The organism is Candidatus Cloacimonadota bacterium (assembly GCA_020532355.1).
In the GTDB taxonomy this organism is placed as follows: Bacteria; Cloacimonadota; Cloacimonadia; order Cloacimonadales; family Cloacimonadaceae; genus UBA5456.
Genome location: JAJBBD010000097.1, coordinates 1 through 5,518 on the forward strand (window position 1 = coordinate 1; position 5,518 = coordinate 5,518).

The following is a 5,518-nucleotide window of genomic DNA, read 5'->3' on the forward strand; positions in this document are numbered from 1 at the left end:
ATAAGCGATCTCGGCTACGGTCAGCAGCTTACCTGTCTCTTTATCAGTCCAAGACAGGTGCTTGCGTTCGACCCAGGCAATCAGTGGAGCGATCGGAGTCCAGGAAGGCACTTTGCCACCCAAAACGAAAGGTTCGTGACGTACATTTGAGCCTACTCTCAGGATCATGGCATCAGGACTGGTCTCGACCAGATAGCCTGTATTGCCGTAGAAGTCGCCTTTATCGTAGATCTGCCTTGCCAGTATCTCCTTGCGGGACTCTGCATCGAGAACCGAACCAATCAGATGCAGTCTGCTCTCCAAGGCAGCATAGATAGCCAGGTAGATTTCCTGCATCAGCTCATCAGGATTGGTATAGCTATCTGGCATCAGATCACTCCCACCCTGATCACTCTTGGAGGCCTGGGTTTCAGCTCATCCAGGCGATTCTGGCCTTGCAGATTGAGATAGTCACGTAGCCCGGTTAGTGCTCTTAGCTCAAGGTTAGCTTTGAATGCGTCTATTTCGCTCCCTGTGAGCAGTTCGGTGGCAGACTGGTCTAAACCTACGGTCTTGACTATCCCCTCGCCCAGGGTCTTCAAATTGAGAAACTCGCAGGTACTTTGCAACATCAGGAAGCAGAACCCAAAACGAAAAGAGATCAGGAAGGGATCATCATCGGGGTAGTCTATACGGGTAGCATCCTGGTAATAGTTATCCAAAACCAAACTCCTAATGGTCTCCATGACCAGCCTTTTATGCTCCTTGAAGATGATGTTATCCGCCATCTCCTTGGGTAGATTGAGCACAGCCAGTACTTCAATCGTCTCGACTGGAATGGGGATCACTTACCCTTCCTCATCAGCTCTGAAAGCTCAATCGCTCTGCGACCAACCTGCTTTGCCCACTTGGATACAAGCATGTTATTGGCAGCCCGTTCCCAGTCTCCTGCGTCTATGAATGCAAGTGTATTCTTGAAGCTAAGTAGTCCTTTTATGCCCAGGTTAAAGCACATATTGAGAAGTACCGACTTACGTACCTCATCAATCTGAAGATAGATTTTTGGAATCTCAGCCAGAATTTGTCTCTCACACTGCAGAATATCGCCTTCTAAGAGCACATAAGCTTCCTTCTGAGTGATACCGCAATCATCCAGATTGCGACCAACCCCGATGGTTAATTTACCTGCTGTACAGCGGTATGGCTTCAGCCTCAGACCTTCATGTCTAAGCAGTTGTTCTTTCATGCGTTCCAGTAAGTTAGATTCCATTGTGTCTCCTTGCGATGTCAGTGGATACTCTATCCAGTGCAAGGAAGCCACTACCCTGTATAAACACAAATACGGATGCATAAGGATGCGACAGAAATTGTTATTGACAGAAATCATGACGTCGTTTAAATGGAACTAATAAAGTAAATTGGTATTTGTTAAGATTTGCGTATGCAAAAGTGTTGAAAACTGATTGATTATAAATTGTGGTCGAGGTGAACTTATGTTAAAACAGAGCTTCTATAATGTGTGGGAAAGTGTAGATGAAAAACTCTTTCTAATGAACACATACACAAAGTCAGTCTGTGAGATTGACGAAAAGTATAGTTCAAGCATCAGGCGTTTCTTAGCCGATCCAAATTCTAACCAAGAACTACCACCAGAATTTGTCTCTGCTCTTTGTTCTAATGGATTCGTAGTAGAAGATAACGTTAACGAGGTGAAAATCCTCGAGTATGCATACTCGGCTTCAATGCACCGAACTGATATTATGCAAATTGTCTTATTGCAGACATTGAAATGTAATTGTTCCTGCAACTATTGTTTCCAGCATAAAGATAAAGAAGCAGACATGTCGACAGATATGTTTGAAATATTTAAAAAATTCTTACAAGTCAACCTTCAAGATAAACGCAAGCTAACATTGACATTCTTCGGAGGAGAACCTCTGATTAAGTGGTCATTAATAAAGGATACCTATGAGTGGGTATATAAACTTAAGAACATGTACCACTTTGAGTTGGAAACTAGTGTTATCACTAACGGCTACTTGCTCAATCATGAAGTGTTAGATATACTGATTAACAAGTATAGTATCAACATAGTTCAAGTTACTATTGATGGACTGGGGAAGGTTAAACATGACACTTTAAAAAGGTTAAAAGATGGATCTGGTACCTATGACGTTATCTATGCCAACCTGAAAAATATGATGAAAATAATTATTGAAAACAAAAGCAACACCAAGATAGTGATAAGATTGAACTTGTTTAACAACACTGTAAATGAGCTAGAGGCGTTTCTCAGTCAATTCAACGACGATGAAAAACAGATAATTGAGGTTCTATGCAGGCCAATTTTCAGTACCGACGCTTTTTGCGAGAAGAATACAAACATATTGAATTCAGAATTGTTCACCGCAAAAGCAAAACTTATGGGCTTCAAGATTTCTGATACAGTGAAAATTCCAGGCTTTTACAAATACTGTGAAGGTGATGGGGGTTTGAATATATTCCACATCTATCCTGATTTGTCTATTTGGAAATGTGGAAGTGACAAAAGTATTGAATCCGATAAAATTGGGCACATAAATGATGATGGATATATGGTGTGCAACCTCGTTAATCTAGTAAATTACCTGGATCACAACCCATTCAAGGATGACAAGTGTTTATCATGTATCAGACTCCCGGTATGCTATGGTGGTTGCCCTCTTAACTATCTCAAGTATGGGAAAAGGTTTTGCCATGTTATGGAGCGTTCTGTCTATCATATGCTCACGTAACTCAAGGCTATGAATTTAGCCTTAAAGGAGGTAAAAGTGGTCATCATGGTTAATGCAGTTGAACATGTTGGAAGTGCTAGTGGAACCGTAATGGACACAAGAGCCAGTACAGGTTGCTATATTGGATGTTATGGCTTATGCACCACATTATGTTCATTCCTATGCGGCTGCCCGCCACCGAATACTTGATCCAGTGTAAAGTGGTGGTGAAACCTCCACTTTACTTTAATTATTAGGAGTATGATGAAAAACATTATTAGAATAATTAGTCGTTTAAAGACCAGGTACTTTATCGTATTCTTCAGTATCGGAGTTGTATATTCCTTTCTCTACATTTTTCAAGTTATATCGCCTCTATTTCAAAAGAAGCTTTTAGATTCTGTATTATCAGGAGATGGTATAGTTTTATTGTATCTATTGATATTTATGGGAACTCAGATTGGAGGCCCATTAATTAGTTTGCTCAGTAATCAGCTATATAATAGAGTTAAACTTAGTATAGATAGAACTCTTTTTTTCTATTACTATAGGTTAGTAATAAATCAAAGAAAGAACAGAATAAGCCAGTGGGGTAGTGGTCAATATGCCGATATGCTATTCAGTGATGTTAGTGCCATAACTCAGTCAGTTATTAATCTATCGTTGTTTGATTTAGTATTTAGCGTTTTACAATCTATAATTGTTTTCTTTATTGTGTTGAGCTGGTCTAAAGCATTTAGCATTGTTTGTCTTGGCTACATTGTAGCATCTATTTGTATAAGTCTAATGTTTTCAAAGAAACAAGCATGTGCTTACAGCATTAATCGCAATTCAATGGGAGAGATGTACTCAAACCTAATTGACCAGTTATCGAATAATAGTATCGTAAGAACATTATCTATTAGCAGTAGAATTGAGGGAGTATTTCGTCAGAGCTACATCAAGATGCAAGAAGGGTTTTTAAAAATTCTGAATTTGCAAACAATACCATCAGCATTAAATGAATTGTTGAAGGGGATTGGCTTCATTGTTATACTAGTTATTTCTCTGGGTTTACTTGAGAAACAAGTGATAACTTATGGAATGCTCTTAGCTATGATTTCATACTATTCAATAATTGTTAATCCCGTCAATAATGTTATTAGTACTATTCAAAGATATCGATATGCTGCTGTTAGCATTAAAAGACTATACCAAATAGAATTAAACCATACTGAAGATAATGGCGATGTACCCTCATGCCTACCACTGGGGCATTGGCAACAGATTAATCTGATTGAAATATATTGTTCATATGAAAAAGATAATAACGTCCTCAGTGATTTATCAATAAGTTTTCGCGAAGGTATTACTGGATTAGTCGGCCTATCTGGAGAAGGAAAGACATCATTAATCCGTGCCCTTTGCAGAGATATCAGACTCGATAAAGGGGTTATATCCATTGATGGAATCAACATCGATATGCTGCCAATAAAGTATTATTTGTTTAAAATTAACATGCTGCCACAAGATATGGAAATATTTGATCAGGATATGGAGTTTAACCTGATAATGAACAGGCAAGTAATCGATCATAATAGTTGTGATGGAATTATTTGTTCAATTGAGAATGATTTTAGAGACATCTTGTTAACACTTCCGTTTAAGTACAAAGAAAAAGGGTTCAAGAAAACTCAGAAATGGCTTGAACAATTCTCCCATTTATTACCTAGTTTAGAACTAATTGGATTGTACAACTACTCTGAGACCAAATCTGACGATAATGCATTTCAGAAATACATTGGATTTCTCGTTGACAATATTGAGATTATTGTACCTGATGTGAGTAAGATATGTTTTGAACAGAATTATGTTATTAAACAGAGGCTTGATGATGCAGTCAAGTTGTTAGGCTTGAATAAGCTAAAGGGAAGAAAGCTTGGAAGCAATGGTGCATTCATTTCTGGCGGAGAAAAACAAAGATTGATTTTGGGGCGATTTTTAATAAGAGAATATTATGATTTCGTAGTTCTTGATGAACCATTCACTAATATCGACTTATTAAATGAGAAGGAATTGATGCATATATTGAAGAGCAAGATAGAAGGGAAGAAGGGGCTGTTGATTACACACAAAGTAAACGTTCTGTGTTCATTGGCGTCCAATTTCTATGTAATGGAAGAAGGGCACATAACGCAATGCGGTTCTCATGATGATCTTGTTAATCAACCAGGCCTATATCAGAAGTTAATACATTGTTTAAACGAGAATACAATTATTGGGACTGCTGAGTAATTGTCTGTAATTTACTCTTTTTGTATAATGGATTCGATTGTTAGGACAGCCCAATAAAGCGTACGCATCCCCCCGAAATTATTGAGAGTCCTAATATAGATAGCAATCAGAGTGTTAATTATGGCATTTTTTATGTTGAAAAAGTAGACATCAGTTGGCTAACTACATTTTTGCAGTTTTTCAGTAATCGGTAACCGCTTAAATCGTAAGTATTTGCAATCCTACCCCCTCAAAACGATTGAAATTTAGGCTTTTACCCACTTAGCTATAATTCTGTGGCGCAATTATATAAATACACTTATTGTCGAATTATTTCGTTGACAAAAAAGCCGACTCCTATAATTGTTCATACAACAAAATCACAATAAGGAGTCGACCATGTTTGATTTTCAACAAAAACAAACCAAGCAAAGTATGCAAGTAAAATTCTCACAATTCCTGGAAAAGTTCTCTCGCCACCTTACTCTTCCTGAGTCTAACTTCTTGCATGACATAAGCCTAGGAATACTGAA

At 38.1% G+C, this 5,518-nt stretch carries 5 protein-coding genes; 2 read left to right on the plus strand and 3 right to left on the minus strand.

The features are described 5' to 3' along the window. From LHW48_03175 to LHW48_03185, 3 genes are all read right to left on the minus strand, one after another. Positions 1-369 (minus strand): hypothetical protein (locus LHW48_03175; protein MCB5259462.1); only part of this gene is annotated, 369 nt, incomplete at its 3' end. Continuing rightward, a complete protein-coding gene (locus LHW48_03180; GenBank protein ID MCB5259463.1) occupies positions 369-827 on the minus strand; it encodes a hypothetical protein in 459 nt (152 codons plus the stop codon). The genes LHW48_03180 and LHW48_03175, both read right to left, overlap by 1 nt. Further along, positions 824-1,249 carry a glycoside hydrolase family protein gene (locus LHW48_03185; protein ID MCB5259464.1) on the minus strand — a complete coding sequence of 142 codons (426 nt, stop codon included), beginning with the start codon at positions 1,247-1,249 and terminating at the stop codon, positions 824-826. The genes LHW48_03180 and LHW48_03185 overlap by 4 nt, the downstream gene beginning before the upstream one ends. Positions 1,250-1,472: 223 nt before the next feature. On the opposite strand from LHW48_03185, the gene LHW48_03190 reads away from it, so the two are divergent. Together LHW48_03190 and LHW48_03195 are read left to right on the plus strand one after the other, a co-directional pair. Next, a complete protein-coding gene (locus LHW48_03190; GenBank protein MCB5259465.1) occupies positions 1,473-2,753 on the plus strand; it encodes a radical SAM protein in 1,281 nt (426 codons plus the stop codon). A gap of 240 nt (positions 2,754-2,993) precedes the next feature. Further along, the gene (locus LHW48_03195; GenBank protein MCB5259466.1) at positions 2,994-5,006 is read left to right on the plus strand and encodes an ABC transporter ATP-binding protein/permease; all 2,013 of its coding nucleotides are present in this window, start codon (positions 2,994-2,996) and stop codon (positions 5,004-5,006) included. Positions 5,007-5,518: the final 512 nt, after the last annotated feature.